Below are 19,509 nucleotides of genomic sequence, written 5' to 3' on the forward strand. Positions count from 1 at the left end.
ACGGAACATATTGGTATCTCTCCCGCCCCCGATCCCCATGGAACGCTTTGTCCCCCAGTCGAATCGAAGCGTTGATGTTGATCGAACGAGATATTCATATCCGACAGTCGGCAGAAAACCGAAAAATATGATGAGCGCCACGTTTGGTTCCGAACGTCTCTATTTTTCGGGGGTATAGATCTATGACATCGCCACCGGAGGTGCTTTCTGCATCTGCCGGGCCGAGGCACCCTCTGCCGACGCCGGAACATGCAACCGTTGCGGGCGGTGGCATCACCTTCGCTCACGATTTCCCTCTCCGGCAATCCACCCACGACCGTCCCGACTCCACGGACCGGCCAACGCGACCAGGAAAACACTTGCTCTCGCAAGCGCAGTGGTCTGCGAGGAAGTGGAACGTGCCTGGAGCACGAGCTTACGAGTTACTGGCCGGGTGCGAGCGCTCCGCGCCGCCAGCGACCCGCCAGCCACAGCCACGCCGATTCGAGCGAGTGGAGTCAGTGATGCGCACAACGGTCGAGGCGTACGGCATCACGCACAGCGACATCTCCGATGAACCAGCAGACGTGTACGTCGATGCATGATGCAGCTGGCTGAACAGCGTGATTTCGATCTCTGCGTTGTTCAATCCAGCCCTGTGGCACCGATGCGGCGGTCCTGCTGGGCGACGCTGGAACCCGTCGCGGATCACAGTGTTGGTGGTGCCGACGGTGCTGCATCTGAGGGCATGGCTTGATGTCTCGCGCCACCACGCGGTGGTGTGGTCGGTGGACCTGCTGTGATGCGGGCCGCGACTGTGAACGCCGGGCGCTTCAGCGAGGTTCGTTCTGGTTCCGGTGCTGCTATGAGCACGGCGACGTCGATACCCGAAGTGGGCGATGCCGGTCTGCCGAACTGGCATGAGCTGATCGCCGCCTTCCGCGTTGGTGAGGCATCGAGCGGGCATCCGATTGCCCGATGCGCGTGGGCTGGCCCGGCTGCATCGCAAGCGGTGCACAGTCGGCCGCCGTGAGCTGGTAGCCGAGCGGCGTGCCGCGCTGATCGGAGCCATCGATACCTGGGCAGCTGAACACGTGCGCCGAACCGAGCGGGCCGGAGACTCATTCGGGCCTACGTCGACCGAATGGCCGCCGCAGCCGCCGCAGCCGCCGCAGCCGCCGCAGCAGCGAGCACGCTTGCGACCTGTGCACCCAAGGGGAAAGCGGTCCACGAAGCCTGGACAGCGCTCGCGACGCTGGCAAACGAATGGGCCGATATCACGGTCGGCGCCGTTGTCCCCTACAGCCGGGCACCCCAGGACCTGCCATGAACGGCCCTCTGCCCGGTAGAGATCTAATCCTGGCGGCGTGCCGGAGGTTGCCGATCATCACCGCGAATCCGGTGGTCGAGGCTGCGGTGGAACTGGCCGAGTTGCACCGATTCCGGGAATTCACGCCTTGGCCGCAGCTGCCAGAGATCGATGCCGAGCGTGAGCGGTTGAGGCGCCGGATCGACCTGTGGGTCTACGTGGCGACACCGCCGCCCTACCTTGCCGCGCGCACGCATACCCAGACCGTCGGCGCGGTGGTCGAGCAACTGGCCGAGCTGACCGTGCAGGCGCATGTCGCCTTGGCGAACGCGCCCGCGGCGCTGCGATACGACGCAGAGGTGCAGCTGGAAGAGATGGCCAGGGCCTATCAAGACTTCATTGACGAGCTGGTCGTCGGCACCCGGCGTGTGCCGAGTGCCGCCGCCGTCCTCAGGCCTCCATGACTCTCAACACTCGGACCGAAATGCTCTGCGGGACAGACACAACCAATGTCATCACGATCAGAAAGCGGACAACACATGCCTAGTTATGTGGGCCTTGGCTCGTTTGTCGGGTTCCTCATCCTCGCTGTAATCGCCGTTGCCAAGTACGGCATTCGTAAACCCTCGGATGGTCGGCCGAGCGAGCCGGTCACTGCCGACAGGCTGAACAGATCCGAACCCTCTGACGCCACCTTCGATTCCGGGAAGAGCTGATGATCGACAGAGTCGTGCGCACAATGCTCCTCGCGGCGGTGATCGTGCTGGCAAGCGAGGTCAAACGCTTGCGCGACCGTGTGGACAGGCTGTGTGACCTGCTGGTGTCGAATGCCAATCGGAATCGTTCGAACCGTCAGTTTCATATGCCTTCATCTCAGATGACGGTACTGGTCACTGGCCGCACCTCTACCGCACAACCCGCCTCGAGGCAAGGAATCGGTCGGCGGTACCGCCGCACGTCTCGAACAGACAAGCTGAGGTTGATCCGCGATCGCGGTGCCACGGTCGCCGACCAGAGGGTTGTGCTGGCCTACGCCGCCGCCGAGTGGTACGCATTTTCTAAGGCCGTCGCCGACGGTCAGTTCGATCTGCGCTTCTGATACACCTCACACGTTAGCTCGAAAGTTCCCCACCCTCACGCCATTTGACCATTCGGGCTGGCCAGTGGGGTAGCTAAGCGAAGCTGGCTGGGCGGGTTTCGTAGACTTGATTGTGTGACCGAGACTCTGCCCGAGCAGTGCGACGCCCGTGAACTACCGCCGACCTGGAATCCGGCCGACGTAGAGGGCGAGCTGTACGCGCGCTGGGTAGCCGCTGGCTACTTCACCGCGGACTCCTCCAGCGACAAGCCGCCGTACTCGATCGTTCTCCCACCGCCGAACGTGACTGGCAGCCTGCACATCGGGCACGCCTTCGAGCACTCACTGATGGACGCGCTGATCCGACGCAAGCGTATGCAGGGTTTCGAAACTTGCTGGCTGCCCGGGATGGACCACGCCAGCATCGCGGTACATGTGTTGATAGAGCGGGAGCTCGCGAAGGAAGGTACCTCCCGCCGCGAGATGGGTCGAGAGAAGTTCATTGAGCGGGTCTGGGAGTGGAAGGCTAACTACGGGGGCCAAATCCTCAACCAGATGCGCCGGCTCGGCGACAGCGTCGACTGGAGTCGTGAGCGGTTCACTCTGGACGAAGGTATGTCCGACGCCGTGCAGGTCATGTTCAAGCGGCTCTACGACGATGGCCTGATCTACCGCGCCGAGCGGCTGATCAACTGGTCGCCGTCGATGCGCTCCGGCCTGTCCGACGCCGAGGTCAAGCACAAAGACGTCGAGGGCGAATTGGTGTCCATGCGTTACGGCGAAGGGGACGCATCGATTGTGGTCGCCACGACCCGCGTCGAGACCATGCTCGGCGATACCGCCGTTGCGGTGCACCCAGACGACCAGCGGTACACGCATCTGGTCGGCACCGAGATCGAACTCCCGCTGACCGGTCGCAAGATTCCGATCATTGCCGACGCCCACGTCGACCCGGAGTTCGGCACTGGCGCGGTGAAGGTGACGCCAGCGCATGACCCGAACGACTTCGAGATCGGCCAGCGGCACAGCCTGCCGATGCTGACGATCATGGACGAGCAGGGCCGCATCGCACACACCGGCACCGAATTCGACGGGATAGACCGGTTCGAGGCGCGGGTCGCCGTGCGTGAAGCCCTTCGTGGAGAGGGCCGGATCGTCGCGGAGAAGCGGCCCTATCTGCATTCGGTCGGCCACTCGGAGCGGTCCGGGGAGCCGGTCGAGCCCCGCCTTTCGTTGCAATGGTTCGTGAAGGTCGAGCCGCTGGCAAAGGCGGCCGGTGACGCGGTGCGTTCAGGCCAGGTCGCGATTAGCCCGCCCGAGGCGGACAAGCGCTACTTCGACTGGGTGGACAACCTGCACGACTGGTGCATTTCTCGCCAGCTCTGGTGGGGGCATCGAATCCCTGTCTGGTACGGCCCGAGTGGCAAACAGGTCTGCCTCGGCCCCGACGAGGTGCCGCCAGTCGGTTGGCGGCAGGACGAGGACGTGCTGGACACCTGGTTCTCCGCCGGAATGTGGCCGTACTCCACCTTCGGCTGGCCCGAGCAGACCCAGGACCTCGCCAAGTTCTATCCGACCAGCGTGTTGGTGACCGGTTACGACATCCTGTTCTTCTGGGTCATCAGGATGATGATGTTCGGCGGCTACGCCATGGACGGGCAGCAACCCTTCCACACCATCGCGCTACACGGCATGGTGCGTGACAAGTTCGGTAAAAAGATGTCCAAGACCACCGGCAACGGTGTCGACCCGCTGGAGTGGCTGGACCGCTACGGCGCCGACGCGCTGCGTTTCACCATGGTCCGTGGCGCCAACCCGGGCGTGGACGTGCCGATTGGCGAGGAGAACGTTGACAACGCCCGCCGGTTCGCCACCAAACTTTGGAACGCGACCCGCTTCGCGCTCAACAACGGTGCCACGGTCGCTGAGGTGGTGCCACTCCGCGCCGAGCTCACCGATGCAGACCGCTGGATACTGGACCGCGCCGACGCACTTGTGTCCACAGTGGACGCCTTGTTCGAGGAGTACGAGTTCGCCAAGCTCGCCGAGGAGCTGTTCCGCTTCACTTGGGACGAGTTTTGTGACTGGTACCTTGAACTGGCCAAGGTACAGATTGCGGAGGACGAGCAGCGCGCCCAGGCCACCAGGGCTGTGCTCGGCCACGTGCTCGATGTGCTCCTGAGGCTGCTGCAGCCGATCATGCCGTTCATCACCGAAACGCTCTGGACCACGCTTACCGGCGGCGAATCACTGGTTATTGCAACTTGGCCGACGGTGTCCGGTCAAACGCCCGATGAAGATGCGGCGCTGCGGATCAAATCAGTGCAGAAGCTGATTACCGAGATCCGCCGGTTCCGCAGCGACCAGGGCCTCGCTCCGCGCAAGCGGGTACCAACCGAATTGTCGGGTACCCGCGACGCGGGGCTGCTGCCGCACGAAGCTGCCGTGCGCGCCATCGCCTGGCTCGACGAACCGGGCGAGGATTTCGTGGCCACCGCGACCCTTGAGGTAGCGCTGCCGACCGGCACGGTGAGCGTCCGGTTGGACACCTCTGGCGCGATCGACGTTGCCGCCGAACGCAAACGGCTGGCCAAGGATCTCGCGGTGGCACAAAGAGAACTCGCCCAGTGCGAGGGCAAACTGGGCAACCCGAAGTTTGTCGACAAAGCACCGGCCGACGTCGTCGCCAAGATCCAGGTCCGCAAGGACGCCGCCGTCGCCGACATCGACCGGATCAGTGCCCAGCTCGCCGCCCTGCCGGAAAACTGACCACCTCCGCGCCGACCGGCCAGTCTCGATAGTGGTCGGTCGGTGGCGGTGAATTAGCGCGGGTTGTCGCTAGCTTGGGCCCGCGTTGTCAGGGGTGCGTGTGGATGGCTGCAAGGCGGCTGCGTAACTGTTCGAGCAAAGTCGTTTCGTCTGGGTCGAGGTCGGCGCGATCGAGATAATACGGTGGGACCACGGACAAGCCGCGGCGGACTCTGCACCACACGCCTGTTGGACTGCTGACCGTTTCGTGTCGGACGTCGGCCACGACCTGCCAGCTTCGTTTTGGCGGGGAGATCGCGGTGAGCGTGTAACCGCGCCGGGCAAGCCATGCCTGGTCGGCCGTGCGTGCCGGGTCATCTAGCGGCAACTGTGCGGCAACGGTGCAACTACCGAGCGACTCGGCCGCGCGTATCGCCTCCGGGAAGGGCCTAACCGGCGCGTCCGACTCGTCTACGCGGGCGGCACGCACGGTGGTGTGGTTGGTCGGCATGAGTTCGGCACGGGGCGGAGCGATCAGCAGTGATTTTGTGTCTGAGGGCTGCGTGCGGCTCACGCAGACTTGCGTGTCGATCCCGGCCGCGACGTTCAGCCGGGTCAGCGCCTCGGCGAATGCAGCGTCGTCGGGGTCAGCGAACCACCAAGTGCCACTGGTCGACAACGCTGCACCCAACTCGCTGGGGTCGCGATTGCTTTCCCGTAGCTCAGTGCATTCGAGCACGCCGCCCTGCATGACGTAGAACGGCACGATGCCCCAATATCGCGATTGGACATGCGTGCAATGAATGTGCTGGACGGCCTCGCCGCCACGTACTGGAGGCACTGTGGCTCGGTTACGCGCGGCGAGCAAGAGGGTGTGGTATCGGTCGTGCACTTCGCGGTCCGCGCCGGAATGATATCCGACCATCCGGTGCAGGATGGCGGCGACGGCTCCGACGTTACGGTCCACGCTGCCGGAACGGCACAGTTCGCCATGCCCTGGACCGAACTCATGTTCGGCAGAGAGCACCGTGACAGTTCCCAGCGCAAGGTCTGGTATTGCCGCGCCGCGGTGCCTGCGCAGTTCGGCTCTGGCAGTCGAGACCTGGTCGGGCGCGCCCCAGAACCAGATATGTTCGTCACCGCGCCGGATCTGCTTGACGAGTCGGTCGAGCTCGAAAGAGTCAGTGTGATAGTCGCCCTGGTAGGTGCGCAGCAGCACAGACAGTCGCAGTTGGGCGGACCGGTCCGGGAACTGGCGTGACTCGCCGGGGTCGATGAACATCGTTGCCGCGTCGAAAGGACGGCCTGCGAGTGTCGTTCGCATCTGGGTGAGCAGCTCTGCCAGGGAGCCGACTGGATAGGCCAGTATTCGAGTGCGTGCGGTCACGACTGCACGCCTGGTAGCGAGCAGTGCTGGCCGGCACCGGAATTGAGAAGTACATCGAAGGATCGGAAGGACCGCATGTTCGCAGTGGGCCAGCGCCGTGGTTCACCGGTTGAGCGCATATCGGGGAAGCGGGCAGCCAGCCGTTCCGTCGCAACTTCGGCCTCGAGGAGCGCCAAACCGGCGCCGAGGCAGTAGTGCACGCCCCAGCCGAAACTCAGCGTCTGACCGGGTGGGCGATCCATTCGGAACTCGTCTGGCGCATCGAATTGTCTCGGGTCGCGGTTGCCTGCCGCGAGCACGGCAATGACGAAATCCCCTGCGGGGATGTGATGCTCGCCGAGCCGAACTGACCGCAGGGCGTGCCGGCCAGTGCTTTGCACAGGGGGGTCGGTGCGCAGCACCTCGCTCACAGCGGAGGCTATCAGCCGGGTGTCGCCAGCCAGTTGGCGTAAGTTCGGACCGTTTGTGCCGAGTAGGGCTTGCAGCATGCTGCCGAGCAGGCTGGCGGTGGTCTGGTAGCTCGCATTGAAGATCTGGAACACCAACGGGACAATCTCGGCCTCATCGAGTTCGCCGGATTCACTGGAGTGGAGCAGATGCGAGATGAGGTCGTCGCGATCAGTACGACGGTGACGGTCAATCAGGGTGTGCAGGCACCGCTCGATTTCCTCGGCTGCAGCATCGGCTCTGTCAAGGTGTTCCGATTCTGGCGCGCGTTCGAGTAAGAGATTGAACTCCATAGTCTGCTGGCGGAAGTCACCGAACGGCCACTCTTCGACACCGAGAACCGGTTGAATAACGGCGAGAGGAAGCCGGTCGGCGAAGCCGGCGATCAGATCGGTAGGGCGATCCAGCGGCAGCTCGCTTAGCAAGTTGTCAGTCACTCGGCGAATAGCATTGCCGATGGCCGCGATCCGTTCCGGCACAAACCAGGCGGCGACGGCGCGGCGAGATCGGGTGTGCTGCGGTGGGTTGAGCACGAGCATGGTTTGGCTGAGTAGTCGCAATGACGGGTGCGCCCGCCAGTCAGCGCCGCCACGGAACCGACATGCCGCCTCTGCGTCGATGCCGAACTCCGGACTGCGCAACACAGCTCGGCATCCGACCCAGCTGTTCACCGCCCATACGCCATCTTCGACGGCGATAACCGGACCGGCATCGCTCAATCGCCTCAACAGTGGGTAGGGGTTGTCCAGTGCCTGGCCGGAGGCGAAGATCCGCCGATACAGCTCAGTCGCTTTACGATCCACGTCGTCGATGCTGCACCCCCGACATAGCGCGACAGTAACGATGGTCACTCTATTGCATGATGCGCCCAGCGAACTTGTTCTCGCCAACATCACGGCGCAGATCGGTTGTACCCCAGGCTGACTCACCGCTCGTTCTAAGTCGTCAGGCAGGTGATTGCCGGCAATCGAAGGCACCGTGATCCGTCTCATCGGCCGGCCGGCCGGGCGATTCCGAAACCCGGTGTGGTTGCAGCATTCCCGCGTCGAGCTCGACCAGGGCAAGGCCGACCCGCTATGGCAGGAATTCGTCGCCGGTTCGACATCGAGCACACCTTTCGCACGCTCTCACAGGCTCCCGGCAGGACCAGCCCGAAACCCCGCGCTTCGGCCGCGGTGTACCGGTGGACCTGGTTACGGCTGGCCGTCTACACCCGGCTGCGCTTGTCCGTGCCCTGGCCGCAGACCTACGTCGTCCCCCAGGGAAACCCACTGCCCTGCTACGACTTACCGCGAAGACCTCCCACGCGGGTTTCGGCATCCACGCACCCGGGCAGCTGCTCCGCCTTCGCACCGAAACCCTCCCATCAAGAGCTTTTGTGGCTAGACTCTGAACGACTAGGCGGCCGGGGGAGGCCCGGTACCGACGGCGGGACGCCCAGCGTACCCACCCGGAGGCAGGGGAACGTCATGGCAATCGAACTCTTTCCTCTTGAGCGGGCGGCACTTCCGGCCGCAGTCAATGCGCAGATCCTGGTCATCGCGAATGCCTGCCAGACCGTTGACGAAACATTGGACCAGTTCAAATTCGCGGCAGAAGATCCAGACTTGCTGGAGCTGAACAACGCCGCATACCTTGACCTGTACCGGGCGATGATCTCCGAGGTCGACGGGGAACGCCGTGAGATAATCGACGCGGTCAATCACATGCGGCGACAGCAGCCGGGCGAAGGGCTTATAAACGAGCACAACTCATCGTCGCTGAATGGTGTCTATCTCTACGACTTCCTCTGCAAGAGTGGCTATGCCGGCCGCATTGATCTTGTGGACAACATCGATCTCGAACCCGAGCGGGCAGCCGAACTCACCAAGGCCGCCGATGTCGTTCTGCTCTCCACGACGTTCATCACCAGCGCCAGCACGATCGTGCGGGTGTGCCGACTGCTGAAGTCCTGGAACCCGAAGGTCCTCGTGGTGGTGGGTGGGGCGAAACTCACCCAATACTCCGACGACCGGGAGATCCACGGTGCCGCCCGCGCGGCCGACGCGCTGATCCTGTCTCCGAACGGCGAGCGCACCCTGCTCGAGGTCATCCGCCGACTGGTCCTCGGCGAAAGCATCACGAATGTGCCCAACGTCGCCTATGACGATGGAACGTTCCGTTGCACCTCACGTAACCAGCACGATGGTGTCGATATCGACGCCAACTCGGTCCGCTGGGACAAACTTCCGGACTACATCCTGCGTAGCTCGGTCAACATGCGCACCGGTCGAGGCTGCCCGTTCAAGTGCAAGTTCTGCACCTTTCCCAGCTACAACGATCAGCAGGTCGACCTGATGGAGCAGGACAGCATCATCCGCCAGCTGCGACAGATCATGCGGCTGCCGCAGGTGGGCAGCGTGCGTTTCGTCGACGACACGCTGTTCCTCAACCGCAAGCACCTGATCAGCGTCTGCCAGCAGATGATCGACATCGGTTTCGACAAGCCGTGGACTGCGTACCTGCGCTCGACCACGCTCACCGACGAATGTGTGCGCTACCTGAGCGAGGCGGGCTGCCAGCTGGTGCTGGTCGGCGTGGAATCCGCCGACCAGGCAGTGCTCAACAACATGTTGAAGGGCACCAAGGAAAAGCATAACTGGGCCGCCGCGGAGAACCTGGCCAAGTACGACGTCATGGGATTCGCTTTCATGCTCGTCGGTTTCCCTGGCGAGACAAGCAAGTCCGTCGACAAGTCGATTGACTTCCTCAACAATTCGGGCATCCATTCATATGTTCACTCGCCCCTGTTCGTCTTCCCGAATTCGCCATTGGCACGCGAGGCCCAGGAGTTCGGGCTGACAGGCGGCTTCAACGACTGGTCGCACGAGACGATGGACTGCCGGACCGCTGTCGAGGAATGCGGACGGATGTTTGCCGAGGTGCACAACGCCGCCTACATCGACCGCGGCTCGTCGGTGGCCAAGATCCTTCTCGACCACGGCGCTTCCGTGCGCGATGTGAGTCGGATGGGCGTACTGCACAACGAAATGGCCCGGCGGCAGCGCGTGGGGCTCGACGACAGCGCGGCCCGTGGCGAGTTCGAGATGCTTGCCGCGACCACTCGCGGGAGCGCGCGTGAGGTCGATTCTGTCACAACGCCTTACAGCCGAGTGGACGGCCGACTCGAGATCACCTCACCCGCGCGTTACTGAGGTGAGGGTCCGTACTGACGTGAGTGAGCACACCCCCTCGGGACGTCGGCTCGGCGGTGCCGTGCTCGGACTGTCCGCGCTTGCCCACGACCCGGCCGCCGCGCTGATCGTGGACGGTCGGCTGGTGGCCGCAGTCGAACAGGAACGCATCGATCGGGTGAAGCACAGCACGGCCTTCCCAGCTGGTGCGATCTGCGCGGTGCTCGCGGAGGGTGGCCTGAGCCTCGGCGACGTCGATCGAATCGCGTATTACTGGAACGATCGTGGCCAGGCGATTCCAGCGCTGTATTCGGCCTGCCGCCACGCCCCGGCCAACGTGACGGGCTTCGCCAGGATGATTCGCCAGCGGCTGCGCGGCCTTGCTGCGCCAGGCATGGTAGCCGACGGGTTGCGTCCGCTGCTCGATGGCGTGCGGCAACCGCCGGTGGACTTCGTCGACCACCATGAGGCGCACCTCCTGGCCGCGTGGTTGTCGGCGCCCTTCGAAGCTGATGCCGCGCTGGTCGTCGACGGGCGAGGCGAGGTTCATTCGACATCCCTGTATGACCTGCGCGGCGGACCCGATCTACCACCGCGACTGGTGGAAGCTATCCCGTTCCCCGATTCGCTCGGCGTCTTTTACGGCGCCGTCACCCAACTGCTTGGCTACCGCGCCTTAGCCGACGAGTACAAGGTCATGGGCCTTGCCTCGTACGGGCAACGGCGGGATCGATGGGTGCAGCGAATCGAGTCGCTGATGAAGACCGGGCCGGGCGGCCGACCACAAGTGCATGTTCCTTCGCTGCGACCGGAAAACTGTTCGGGGTCGGAACTGCCTTGGCTGACGCCTTCGGCGCGACGCCGGCTCACCGGCCGATTCCGCAACGCGGACGGCTCGTTCACAGAGGACGCCTACGATTTTGCCTACGCCGCGCAGGAAGCGCTCGAGCGGGCATTGCTCGGCTTGCTACGTCGGCTGGTAGCCCGCACCGGCGCGACCAAGGTGGTGCTGGTCGGCGGGGTGGCGATGAACGCTGCGGCGGTGGGCCGCGCCCGCGCCGCCGGCATCGTGGCCGAGTTGCACGTACCGCTGGCGCCGACCGACGCTGGCGCCAGCGTCGGCGCCGCGCTGGCCACGCTGAATCGGATCGGCTTGCCGGTGCCCTCGCCGGAGGAGCTGAACGATCCATTCTTGGGGCCGGGTTTCGAGCCGTCGGAACTACGGGCGGCGTTGGTAGCGAGCAAGCTGCCGTTTCGTCATGTGGACGGTCCGGCCGAGGCTGCCGCTGCGATCGCTGCCGGTCGACTCGTCGGCTGGTTTGACGGCCGGATGGAGTTCGGCGAGCGGGCGCTTGGCGCGCGCAGCATCCTCGGCGATCCACGCAAGCCGGAGACGCGTGACCTGATCAACGCTTCGGTCAAGCGACGGGAGAGTTACCGTCCGTTTGCGCCGTCAGTACTCGAGGAGCACAGCAGCCGCTACTTCGCCACCGAGCACAGCAGGCGGATGGGCGAGATCGTGGCAGTGACCCCGCAAGCGCGGGCCATGGTGCCGGCCGTGGTCCACGTGGACGGCACGGCACGGCCTCAGACTGTGCCGAAGTCCTGGCCAGCGCAGCGGTTCCGCGCACTCATCGAGCACTTCGACCGCCTCACCGGGGTTCCGATGGTCCTCAACACGTCGTTCAACGTTCGCGACGAGCCGATCGTGTGTACGCCGGATGACGCGCTGCGCTGCTTCGCTGTGTCCGGTCTCGACCAGCTGTATCTCGGCGATTTCGTCATCGACAAGGGGGAATTCGGTGCCTGATCGGCAATGGGGCCTTGACTGGCCCAAGGCCAAGGCCAAGGCGGCGCGCGCGGCGGCCCTGCTGACTTGGCGCGCGCTGCCTCCGTTGGTCGTCGCGCTGGCCAGACCCGTGAGCCGTCGGCCAGGAGTCATCGTGCCTCTGGCGATGTTGAGCGCGTGGACGGTCGCCGAGGTGGCTGCCGAGGATGACGCGGCGAACGCCGCGGCCGTGCGGAGTTCCGAGGACTGCGGTACCCGGTACGGCATGGTCGGCACCCACCTGTTGGCCTGGTGGACGCCGGTCCTGCTGGCATCACGCCCAAACCGGCGGGCGCACGTTCTTGCGGGTGCCGCGCTGGTGGCCGTGGGCGGGGGGCTGCGTGTCGTCGCTATCAGGACTCTTGGTGCGCGGTTCACCGGCCACGTGCATATCCTGCCCGACCAGCAAGTCTGCACCCGCGGGCCGTACTCCCAGGTCCGTCACCCGTCCTACGTAGCACTGTTCGGTATCAATGCCGGACCAGCGCTGAGCGCAGGTTCGATAAGCGCTGCAGTAGCGATGGGAGCAGCGACCGCGATTAGCAATATGCTGCGGGTACAGGTTGAGGAGCGATCGCTTCACGAGCGGCTCGGCCTGCAGTACCTGCGATACGTCGCGGCGACGCCGCGCTTCGTGCCCAGACTGGGTGGGGTGGTCCGACAACCGGCGCTGCACGGCAGCAAGACAGCGCCGGTTGTCGGATTCCAGAGAAGCTTGTTGAGCAGTTGGGGCGCGTGGTCGTGAACGTGCCAGGGCTGCGGTGGTGCTGTGAGTAGATCGCTGGATACTGCTGTCGCAGAACATGGTCCGCCTGCCCCCAGCGTCGATCACCATGCAGCTATGGCGGAAATCGCCCCTATCGAAGCTTGTTCAGACGGCGAGCACATGTGCCACTGTGCGGTGCGTCGTCTGGTTCATGGTTCCAGCAGGCGACCACGCCGCCATGTCCTTCCGCAGCGAGCTGTTCGCGCATCCCAACCGGTGGCCAGGTCGTCGCCGAGCGTCCGGCGGCCATTCCCCTGGACCATCACCGACGGAAACATGAAAGCCATACCCAGCACCCTCGAGGCGTCGGAATCCTATGACCGGGCCTGAGCGGCAAAGAGGAATACGAATCGGTAGAACGTTGGCCGAGGGAGGCCGGCCCAACGCCATGTCGGACATCGAGTCCGACAACATCGACGTGCCAGCCGCGGAGCAGCGCCTTACTGGGCAGGTGATGCGCACGCCGATACGCCGGCTGCCATGGCTGGAGCGCCTGGTTGGCGTCCCCGTCTACGCCAAGCTCGAGGTGCAGCAGCACACCGGCTCGTTCAAGTTCCGTGGCGCGCTCAACGCGGCGCTGGCAGGCCCGCAACGGCCGATTATCGCGGCGTCGGCAGGCAATCATGGACTCGCGGTCGCCGATGTTGCGCGCAGGCTGCGACGGCCGGCCAACATCTGCATTCCGGTCATGGCAAGCAGGCTTAAGCGTGAGCGAATTCTGGCCACTGGAGTTGGTCTGCTCGAGCACGGCAACTCCCTCGAGCAGGCGACGACGTACGCGCGCGAGATCGCGGAACGGCAGGGCCTGTACTACATCTCGCCGTACAACAACCCCCATGTGATTGCAGGCGCTGCAACGGTTGCGTTAGAAGTGTTGGACGAGATCGACGATGTGGCCGCTATGATCGCGCCAATCGGCGGGGGTGGCCTGATTTCTGGCCTCGCTCTCGGCGCCGCAACGAGAGATACTTCGGTGCGCATTTTCGGCTGCGAACCGGAACGTTACCGATCCATGTCAGCCAGTCTCGATGCGCAGGGCGTTGCACGTGTTGTCCATCAGCCGACGCTCGCCGACGGCTTGGCGGTCAACCTCGACCCGGATTCGATCACCTACCCGCTGGTGCGCGATCGCGTCGAGTCGATCATCACGTTGAGCGAGGAGGATCTGGCCGCCGCGACGCTCGCATTGCTGGTGCACGAGAGCTTGTTGGTGGAGCCGGCTGGCGCCGCCGCGATCGTCGCATGTCTGCGACTCGCCGACGCCGGTGCGCTGACCGGACCGGTCGTGCTGCCGTTGTGCGGCGGAAATCTGCATCACACTACGCTCACTCGCATTCAGCGCTACCCCTATGCGGACAAGGAACTGGTGCGACTGCTGGATCTGCGCGGTCGCACTATTGACGAACTACCCATCAGCCGTGCCTTGCGAATCGAACCGGACGTCGGCGAACGGGCCGCCGCGGACGATGGAGCCACCGCTGAGACCGATGCACGGAGCAGTCAGGACGAGCAGGTCCGGTCCTGGCTGCACCGGCTCTCGGACGTGCTCGCCGAACTCGAAGAGTATGTCAACTACTGCGCTGAAGCCGATGTGCTCGTCGATTCGGGCCTTGTTGGGCAGGTCCGCGCCGATTGTGAGCGGGCTGGCCAGCGGCTCGTCGAGGTGCTTGGTATCCGGGGCGATGGCGATCGCCCTGAAGATGCCGCACGGGTCGAGATGGTGGTGCGCCATGCAGCGAATACGGTTGCCTCCGCACAGGCCGCGTTCGACTGGTGCGCGCCGTCGCACGCGCAAGCCAAGGCGAATCAGTTCTTCGACGTGGGCGCCCAGGACTCTCCGACTGCCAACTACGAGCGATACGACAGCGTCGCCACCGCTCGGGTCGAGGCCCAGCTCGCCGAGGTCTTCGGGCTCGATCCGGAGACCCAGGTGGCCACAGCGACCTCATCGGGCATGGCCGCGTATGCCCTCATCGAGGCATTCCTACTGCGGTACCGGTTGCGAGCGGGCGACACCGTGCTGCTCGCGCCGTACGTCTACTTCGAAACTGTCGAGCAGATCTGCTCGCTGCCCTCGGTGCGCACGGTCACCGCGCTCTCCTACTCAGTCGAGGGTCTTGTTGACACGGTGCTGCGAGAGCGACCTCGGTGCGTCTTCGTCGACCCGATCGCCAACACGGCCGAACAGCGCATGGTGGACCTGCCTAGCCTTGTCCGCACGCTCGAGGCTGTCGTCACCGATCCGATCACGCTGGTTGTCGACGGCACGATGGCCCCCGCCGCGTTGTCGTGCACGTTGTTGGACGCGCAGGAGCCCGTGGAGGTGCTCTACTACGAGAGCTGTTCGAAATACCTCCAGCTGGGTATGGACATGGGCATGGCGGGAGTGGTCGCCAGCAAAGCAAACCTACGGCCGGCGCTGGACCGGTTGCGCCGCAACACCGGCAGCATCCTCTACCGGCACAACGCCCAGCTGTTTCCACGTTATGACCGAGTGTTCTTTCAGCGCAGGATGCATCGCATCTGTGGCAATGCGGCAACGGTCGCCCGCAGCCTACGCACCCGCGCGGAGGTCTGTGCGGTCGCCGACGTCGTGCACCCGTCCAGCGGCGCGCATCCCGACGACGCTATCGCCCGCAGCCTGCCGTACGCGGGTGGGTGCGTCACATTCACGCTGCACGAGGCCGGCGCTAACCATCGCGACCAACTCGAGGCGTTGATCGAGCACATCCTTGAACGCGCCCGCCGGACCGGTCTGCACCTGACCAAAGGCGTCAGCTTTGGGTACAACACCCCACGAGTGTCGGCGGCGGCGAGCATGGCCGAAGGCGGGCCACCGTTTCTCCGTCTGTACATAGGCGACCGGTCACCTGAACAGGTTGCGCTGCTCGCACAGGTCACCGGCGACGCGATCGCGGCTATCGGCTGAGAACGGGGGCCCGGATTACCGAGTCCAGCCAACCTTGACTGACCGCCGCGGGTTCAGCGGATCTGAAGACGAGTCAGGCCGAACCCGAGGCCATATCCTGGCAAGTTGTGAACACTGTGCCTTGAGTTCGACGCCCCTGACAGCGGTCGGCGAAAATTCCCCGCGGACGGCCAACTCCGATTCCCCGTAGGCTGGATTGCCCTCGGCCACAGCGGTGGTGAACATCGCTGCGGCTAGTGCAGGTTTGGTGGAGAACCCGATGTCTGCGGGGATCCCGGCCTGCGCGCGCCGGCAGGGGTCGGGTGGTCCAGGATTACGGCCGGTATAGGCGGCCGTCGATCAGGGTGTGGCCGATTGTGGTCGCGTATGCCAAATGCACTGCTACTTGCGAGTTTTCGATCCGTCCTGCGGTGCCGGTGTATCGGCGTTGCACTCCGACAGTCTGGTGGCCCTTTTGGAGGTCACTGGTTTCGTCGGCGACGAGGATCGCTTCCCGGTCACCGAGGTGGCCGATCACATACGAGCGTAGATCCTCACCGACTCCGTCGGTGTCCCATTGTGCGCGAGATAGCAAGTACTGCAACCGATCCGGGCTGTGGTGCCCAGCGAGTTCGGCCAGGGTCCAGCAGTTCTTCCGTCCTAGGTTGCAGAATCAAACCCTCCATTAACGCTTCGGCGTTGGCGAGGGTTTCTCGCCGTTTGAACCGTGGGGCGATCAACGAGATCACCGCATCGAAGCCTGCTCTCCATCGATCCCGGTCTACTCTGATAGCCGCGGTGGCCGCAGCAGATCAGTTGTCTTCACAAACGCCGAATGATGCCTCGGCCGCCGCCCTCAACAGCCTGAACACGCGGGGGCACTTCAACTTACGGCTGTAGGTACTGGACGCGAGTTCATTGACAAAGATTGACGCCCGTCAATAATTATCTCAGGGAGGGATGTCTCTCCTGGCGGCTCGAGATGGAGCCAGAAGAGCCCAGAAAGGGCTTAGGTGATGTTGGAAAACATCAAGGAGATCGTTGCAGGCAAGTTTGACTGAAATTGCTTCACCGGGCATGAAGTTCCGTCGAGTTGACCGCATTCAGGTGGTGGACAACAGTTCCCGCTGATCAGGGTAGATGGCGGTGGAGTGGAGCCCGAACGAACCCAGGGCAACTTCTGTACTGCTGATGATCGTCCTGCCTACACGGGTGCGTCCAACGGCGAGGCGGGCGCGAGCCGCAGCGTCAGTGTGTGCCTGGGGTCACCGTGGGGGAATGCCCTTCAATCGCGGGATGATCTCGTGTCCTAGTCGTTCGGCCTCGTGTGCGGCGGGGAACGCGCTGACGACGAAGGTGTCGTAGCCGACGTCTGAGTAGCGCCGCAGGGCGTCGGTGACATCGATGTACGACCCGACGAGCGCGACACTTGCTCGTCGCCACAACCGGCGCAGCCCGTTCCAATACACGATGCCATCGTCCTCGGTGACCGGGTGCGGGTCGTCGGATCCGCCAAGAAAGTGCCGCACTGCGGGATCGGCGTGCCCCACCAGATCAGCCGCAGCATCGAGTGCCGCCGGGGCCGATTTCCTTGCGACGACATAGAAATGGATGCCTAGCCGAACCCGCCGTCCCGCCGCGAGGGCACGCTCACGCACGAGGGCCGCCTTCGTTGCGGCCGCGCCGAGCGGTGCGCCGGGCACCAGCAGCGCATCACCGTGTCGTACCGAAATGTTCATAGTGGCCTCCGACGAACCGGCAAAGTAGATCGGCGGATGCGGCCGCTGCAACGGCCTGGGCCAGCAGTTGGCGTTGTGCAGCCGGTAGAACGTGCCGTCGTAAGAGGCGTCCGATCCCGTCCACAATGCCTTCAGCACGTCGGCGAACTCGCCTGCCCGGTGATACCTGTCCACATCGTCGAGCCGTTCCCCGTACTGCCGCGCGGACACCGCGCCGGCCACTACGTTGATCATGAATCGTCCGCCGCTCACCTGATCGAGTGTCGCTCCGATCCTTGCGCCAGCCGCCGCGTCGACGCTGCCCGGACGGATCGCAACCAGCAGTTTCACGGCGGTGGTGACCGGCGCCAACGCAGACGCCATGACAATGCTGTCCGGGTATCCGACGCGCTGGTCGAAGTGATTATTGGTGTGTCCGACGGTGACGAGCACCGAGGTGAAACCCGCCGCCTCGGCCGCGAGGGCGCTCGCGGACATCGTCGCGAACGACGGCGGCAGCTCGGGCTCCCGCAGCCCCAACCGACGACTGTCGCCGGTGCTGGGCAACACGAAGCAGGTTTCAAGAGTAAAACGCTGCGGATCAACCGCTGCAAGCGACACACAGTTAGCGTACGCACGGTCGACCTGGGGGCGAGTTCACCGACCTTGTGGGCTTATTCATCCAGAGAGCGGGTGATCTCGTGCTGCTGCTTCCTGGTCAAGGCGCCTATTGGCTGACGCGTCATTTGCTCACAACGAACGAGCCGATGACGAGTGCGTCCATGGTGGACGAGAAGAACGTGCGTACCGCGTCGTAAGGCGTACACACGATCGGCTCTCCGGCCAGGTTGAAGGACGTGTTCAGCACCACCGGCACCCCGCAGGTCGCGTCGAACCTGTCGAGCAACGCCGCGAACGGCGCGTTCCGCTCGGCGGTCACGAATTGCGGGCGGCACGAGCCGTCTGTATGCACGACCGCCGGGATCACCGCGCGCATCTCGTCGACGACGGGGGAGGCCGTCAGCATGAACGGCGCCGATCCGGACGTCTGGACGTACCGGTGACCGTCGGTGGCACGTAGCGAGGGCGCAAGCGGACGCCACTGCTCGCGGCCCTTGATGTCGTTGACTCGGGTGTGGCTCACGCGCCGCCGCGGGTCGGCCAGGATCGACCGGTGGCCCAACGCCCGCGGCCCAATTTCCATCCGGCCCTGGAACCAGCCGACCACCTTGCCGGCGTCGAGAAGATGCACGACCTTCGTAGCTATGTCGTCGGAGCGCACTGCCGACAGGTCGAGCTGGCGCAGCAGGTCGCCGATGTCGGCGTCGGAAAAGGCCGGCCCGAGGCCGGCCTGGTCGATCATGCCCGCCGGCCGTTCGCCGTGCGCGGCGGCGACCGCGAGTGCTGCGCCGAGCCCGGTGCCGGCGTCGCCGCTGGCTGGAAAGACGTACAACTCGTCGACGAGCCCGGATCGTTCGATGACGCCGTTTGCCGTGCAGTTGAGCGCGACCCCGCCACCGAGCACGAGTCGGCGTTCGCCAGTCTGCTCCACAGCAAGGCGTACCAGATGCAGCATGACCCGCTCGAGCTCGGCCTGGCCGGCGGCGGCCACCTTCGCATGGTGGTCGTCCAACTCGATCGTGGTGCGAATTCGGCCCCGGAGCCAATCCATCGAGTAGCTGACCGGTACCGGAGGGCCGAAGTTCGACTCCAGCCAGCGGCGCCACGCAGCGACGGTGGCCCGGAAGGTTGCCACGTCGCCGCCTGAGTCCTCAATGTCGATGTTCGCGCGGTATCCGCTGCCAGTGAGTGTGAACGCCGGAGGCGCAGGAGCGGGATGGGCGCGAGCAGCCAACCCCATCACCTTGCCCTCCTCACCGAGCTCGAAGCCCAGGTGGTTGGTCAGTGCGAGGTAGAAGAACCCGAGGGACTCGGTGATGCCGAGTGAGGCAAGGTTAGTGATCGTCGTGCCCGCGCCGCGTGCGATTGTGGTGGCGATGCCGTCGCCCTGTCCGTCGGCGGTTACGATCGCCGCCGACGAGAACCCGGAGCAGTAGAATGCCGCGGCGGCGTGGGACGTCGCGTGGTCGACGATGTGGATCTTTGGTCGGCGATGTCCGGCCAGGGCCGGATGGGCTAGAAGCGTTTCGTGCACCGACAGCGCCGTG

At 64.5% G+C, this 19,509-nt stretch carries 11 protein-coding genes and 1 pseudogene; 7 read left to right on the forward strand and 5 right to left on the reverse strand.

All coding sequences use genetic code 11. The annotated features are described in order from the left end of the window. The first annotated feature begins 1,305 nt into the window (after positions 1-1,305). The 3 genes from IBX18_RS41240 (at position 1,306) to IBX18_RS41250 (ending at position 5,135) form a co-directional block, all read left to right on the forward strand. On the forward strand, positions 1,306-1,752 hold the full coding sequence (locus IBX18_RS41240; RefSeq protein ID WP_194838852.1) for a hypothetical protein: 447 nt from the start codon (positions 1,306-1,308) through the stop codon (positions 1,750-1,752). Between the two features lie 251 nt (positions 1,753-2,003). After that, positions 2,004-2,387 carry a hypothetical protein gene (locus tag IBX18_RS41245; RefSeq protein ID WP_194838853.1) on the forward strand — a complete coding sequence of 128 codons (384 nt, stop codon included), beginning with the start codon at positions 2,004-2,006 and terminating at the stop codon, positions 2,385-2,387. Positions 2,388-2,501: 114 nt separating this feature from the next. Beyond that, entirely contained in the window at positions 2,502-5,135 is a 2,634-nt protein-coding gene (locus IBX18_RS41250; RefSeq protein ID WP_194838854.1) for a valine--tRNA ligase, read from the forward strand. A gap of 88 nt (positions 5,136-5,223) precedes the next feature. Here IBX18_RS41250 and IBX18_RS41255 read toward each other — a convergent pair whose 3' ends face one another. Together IBX18_RS41255 and IBX18_RS43330 are read right to left on the reverse strand one after the other, a co-directional pair. Next, complete coding sequence (locus tag IBX18_RS41255) at positions 5,224-6,396, reverse strand: hypothetical protein (protein ID WP_194838855.1); 1,173 nt, start codon at positions 6,394-6,396, stop codon at positions 5,224-5,226. 101 nt (positions 6,397-6,497) lie between these two features. Further along, positions 6,498-7,751: a cytochrome P450 gene (locus IBX18_RS43330; RefSeq protein WP_194838856.1), complete on the reverse strand. Its 1,254-nt coding sequence runs from the start codon at positions 7,749-7,751 to the stop codon at positions 6,498-6,500. A 666-nt stretch (positions 7,752-8,417) separates the two neighbouring features. On the opposite strand from IBX18_RS43330, the gene IBX18_RS41265 reads away from it, so the two are divergent. The 4 genes from IBX18_RS41265 (at position 8,418) to IBX18_RS41280 (ending at position 15,644) form a co-directional block, all read left to right on the forward strand. After that, the gene (locus IBX18_RS41265) at positions 8,418-10,142 is read left to right on the forward strand and encodes a radical SAM protein (RefSeq protein ID WP_194838857.1); all 1,725 of its coding nucleotides are present in this window, start codon (positions 8,418-8,420) and stop codon (positions 10,140-10,142) included. Between the two features lie 19 nt (positions 10,143-10,161). After that, complete coding sequence (locus tag IBX18_RS41270) at positions 10,162-11,931, forward strand: carbamoyltransferase C-terminal domain-containing protein (RefSeq protein WP_194838858.1); 1,770 nt, start codon at positions 10,162-10,164, stop codon at positions 11,929-11,931. Then, the gene (locus IBX18_RS41275) at positions 11,924-12,694 is read left to right on the forward strand and encodes an isoprenylcysteine carboxylmethyltransferase family protein (RefSeq protein WP_194838859.1); all 771 of its coding nucleotides are present in this window, start codon (positions 11,924-11,926) and stop codon (positions 12,692-12,694) included. Before IBX18_RS41270 ends, IBX18_RS41275 begins: the two co-directional genes overlap by 8 nt. A 409-nt stretch (positions 12,695-13,103) precedes the next feature. Next, positions 13,104-15,644 (forward strand): pyridoxal-phosphate dependent enzyme, encoded by a 2,541-nt coding sequence (locus IBX18_RS41280; protein ID WP_194838860.1) that lies wholly within the window; start codon positions 13,104-13,106, stop codon positions 15,642-15,644. A 313-nt stretch (positions 15,645-15,957) separates the two neighbouring features. On the opposite strand, the pseudogene IBX18_RS43580 reads toward IBX18_RS41280, so the two are convergent. The 3 genes and pseudogenes from IBX18_RS43580 to IBX18_RS41295 all read right to left on the reverse strand — a co-directional run. Next, positions 15,958-16,275: pseudogene (locus IBX18_RS43580) on the reverse strand (transposase); the annotation flags it as partial. A gap of 613 nt (positions 16,276-16,888) precedes the next feature. Beyond that, positions 16,889-17,881 (reverse strand): LLM class flavin-dependent oxidoreductase, encoded by a 993-nt coding sequence (locus IBX18_RS41290; RefSeq protein WP_194838861.1) that lies wholly within the window; start codon positions 17,879-17,881, stop codon positions 16,889-16,891. 202 nt (positions 17,882-18,083) lie between these two features. Beyond that, positions 18,084-19,496 carry a carbamoyltransferase C-terminal domain-containing protein gene (locus IBX18_RS41295; RefSeq protein WP_306796641.1) on the reverse strand — a complete coding sequence of 471 codons (1,413 nt, stop codon included), beginning with the start codon at positions 19,494-19,496 and terminating at the stop codon, positions 18,084-18,086. Between the last annotated feature and the right edge of the window lie 13 nt (positions 19,497-19,509).

Source organism: Nocardia sp. XZ_19_369, from assembly GCF_015355715.1.
Lineage (GTDB): Bacteria > Actinomycetota > Actinomycetes > Mycobacteriales > Mycobacteriaceae > Nocardia.

Excerpts from the sequence above, each read along its gene's own strand:
- IBX18_RS41240 (WP_194838852.1), top strand. The coding sequence starts at position 1,306 with ATGAACGGCCCTCTGCCCGGTAGAGATCTAATCCTGGCGGCGTGCCGG.
- IBX18_RS41245 (WP_194838853.1), top strand. The coding sequence starts at position 2,004 with ATGATCGACAGAGTCGTGCGCACAATGCTCCTCGCGGCGGTGATCGTG.
- IBX18_RS41255 (WP_194838855.1), bottom strand. The coding sequence starts at position 6,396 with ATGTTCATCGACCCCGGCGAGTCACGCCAGTTCCCGGACCGGTCCGCC.
- IBX18_RS41265 (WP_194838857.1), top strand. The coding sequence starts at position 8,418 with ATGGCAATCGAACTCTTTCCTCTTGAGCGGGCGGCACTTCCGGCCGCA.
- IBX18_RS41280 (WP_194838860.1), top strand. The coding sequence starts at position 13,104 with ATGTCGGACATCGAGTCCGACAACATCGACGTGCCAGCCGCGGAGCAG.